3 protein-coding genes are annotated in these 2,220 nt (G+C 35.3%); all 3 read left to right on the forward strand.

All coding sequences use genetic code 11. The annotated features are described in order from the left end of the window. Positions 1 to 181 (forward strand): hypothetical protein (locus ACFWY9_RS44795; RefSeq protein ID WP_378341760.1); only part of this gene is annotated, 181 nt, incomplete at its 5' end. A 53-nt stretch (positions 182 to 234) separates the two neighbouring features. After that, complete coding sequence (locus ACFWY9_RS44800; RefSeq protein WP_376912104.1) at positions 235 to 1,038, forward strand: hypothetical protein; 804 nt, start codon at positions 235 to 237, stop codon at positions 1,036 to 1,038. Beyond that, the gene (locus ACFWY9_RS44805) at positions 1,039 to 2,157 is read left to right on the forward strand and encodes a DNA polymerase (RefSeq protein WP_378341761.1); all 1,119 of its coding nucleotides are present in this window, start codon (positions 1,039 to 1,041) and stop codon (positions 2,155 to 2,157) included. Positions 2,158 to 2,220: the final 63 nt, after the last annotated feature.

A 2,220-nucleotide genomic window follows, 5' to 3' on the forward strand; every position in this document is an offset into this window, starting at 1 on the left:
GGATAGAGTGGAGAATATGTATTGTTTCGCTCAAAAGCTTGATGACGATACACAACAGATTATTAGTTTCACTCGTTCAGAAATGCTTGCAATAGTCTCCTATTTTCATGCTGAAGCACAAGACGAACTGTCACGCGGTTCTGTTCGCTATATTCCGACACAAAAAGCAGAAGCCATTTAAATATTAAATTGACAGGGAAATTCGTTTCCCTGTGACTTTTGTGTTTAAAGGGGGTGTCACTGATTGGGAAGAAAAAGCGGCTGAAGAAGAAACAGCAGAAAAAACAAAATATAGCTGCCTTGAAAAAAGTCGGAATTACTGACAAAAAGGTTATAAAGGAATTAAAAAATAAACCTGCCACAGTAAATAAAATTGTTAAGAAAAAGAGTCGTAGTTTAATTGCAAATGAACGATCTGAATTAATTAAACGGTTAGGATTTAAAGTCTCCGAACATTCCGCAAAAAGGTATTGGAGCGAATCACGATTTAATGAATGGTATAACAAAGAATTAAATAAGCGGGCGAAGGCTGAAGAAAGAAAAAGAAAAGCGGCTGAAAGAAAAGCCCGACAAGCTACTGAACCCTATTTAATGATTTACTGGAAAGAAAAAACCGACACAATGATGGATGCAAATGTGATAGAGGACTTAAAACGGTCTTACAGACATGTGAGCGTTGATTATCTTATCGAATCTATAAGAGGTTTTTTAGGTGCTAAACTTCCCGCTGAAATAGGAACAATAAGTATGCATGTTGTCCCCAATAATAAAAGGAAACAGCATAAAGCATTTATGAGAAATTTTGATTCTCTTAGACTGGCTGATATGAATTCATGGATTTTGCTATATGAAGGAAAAGCCGATTTAAGGAGATATAAAGATTTATTAATTGCAATAAATGCAGGCATGAGGGTTTTATATGACAATGAAGAAAAGGCTCAATTTATTGGGGATTTAATTCAGAAATATCTCCCGCAAGTAAATATCAAAACGGCGAAACGTTTAGCGAAGGATTTACGATGGAGAGGTGGATTTTAAATGAGTAAGGAAAAAGAGAATAAAGAAAAAAGCGCAAGTAAACCCGTTAAGATACTTACGCTTGATACTGAGACGCGAGGACTTTTTGGGGAAGTCTTCCGCGTCGGATTATATGACGGTAGTAGATACCGTGCGACAAACACTTTTAAAAACCTGAAAACGGTTCTCTCACAGTATACCACAAAATACGATTGTCATGTATTTATTCATAATCTAGATTTCGACATTTCAAAAATCGCAAAGGACATTTTACCTGAAGCGGATTTAAAAAATTCGATTTTTATTAATAATGTCGTTACGGTATTTAAAACAGGTCTTAATGAATCCCAAATAACTGAAGAAAATGAAATTATTTCGCAACCTATTACATTTCATGATTCCAGCAAGCTTGTAATGGGTTCATTAAAAAAGATATGTGAGGATTTTAATATTTCGCAAGAAAAAGCAAAAATAGATTTAAAAGACCATATTTTGAAATTGGGATGGGCGCTTGACGCTGACGGAAACCCCACAAATGACCCGGGTAAATATGATGACCGGGAATCCCAAGGGAATTATTTTATGAAGGTCGATCCGTATGAACCTGAATTAAATGAATATTTACGGTTGGACTGTGTGGCATTATATGAAATTGTTACAATGCTTATTGAAATATCCGGCTTGCCGATTCATGAATTTTTAAAATGTCCTACTACCGCAAGTCTTGCAATGAAAGTATATCAAATGAATTATCCTGAAGATTATGAAAAGGCTATTTCCACGAATTACGGTTATAGCAAATGGGGCGAGTTTACAGAGGATTTTATACGCAAGGCATATTATGGTGGACGTACAGAAGTATTTCAAAGTGAATTAAATGGCGGCTTTCATTATGATGTAAATTCATTATATCCGTACGTTATGAAAGTGAACCCAATACCTATAGGGAAACCGCGTCACCATAAAGGAGACAAAGCCCGAAACGTATTTAAATATTGGTACAGCTATAGACAGGGCGGCGGTTTTTTAGAATGTGATATTCACATACCGACTACTTTACATATACCGCCTCTACCTCACAGAATGTACAAAAAATTATGTTTCCCGGTCGGTAACCTTTCAGGGATATGGACGTTTTAAGAAATTGATTTTGGGGTTTAAATTGGTGTGAAAATAAAAATAATTGATTAATGTTTTTTTTTT

Source organism: Amycolatopsis sp. NPDC059027 (genome assembly GCF_042739735.1).
Lineage (GTDB): Bacteria > Actinomycetota > Actinomycetes > Mycobacteriales > Pseudonocardiaceae > Amycolatopsis.